Source organism: Gulosibacter sediminis, assembly GCF_030011715.1.
Taxonomy (GTDB): Bacteria; Actinomycetota; Actinomycetes; order Actinomycetales; family Microbacteriaceae; genus Gulosibacter; species Gulosibacter sediminis.
Map to the genome: position 1 here is coordinate 1 of NZ_JASCYH010000113.1, position 281 is coordinate 281.

Consider the following 281-nt stretch of genomic DNA (forward strand, 5'->3'; position numbering starts at 1 on the left):
GCGGTGCACGACGACCTCTGCACTGTGACCGACGAGAACGGGCGGGTCCGGCATGAGTTCACCGCCGATGGGCCGAACCAGCTTTGGCTCACCGACATCACCGAACACAAGACCGCCGAGGGCAAGCTCTACCTCTGCGCGATCAAAGACGTGTTCGGGAACAAGATCGTCGGCTACTCGATCGACTCGAGAATGAAGTCAAGTCTTGCTGTCCGAGCGCTCGAGAACGCAGTCGCGATGCGTGGTGCTGTCGCCGGCTGCGTGGTCCACTCCGACCGCGG

At 62.6% G+C, this 281-nt stretch carries 1 protein-coding gene; it reads left to right on the top strand.

Features of this window, described 5'->3' with window-relative positions; translation table 11 throughout:
- The coding region (locus QM019_RS12780) for a DDE-type integrase/transposase/recombinase (RefSeq protein ID WP_282853314.1) at positions 1-281 on the top strand (281 nt) is incomplete at both ends.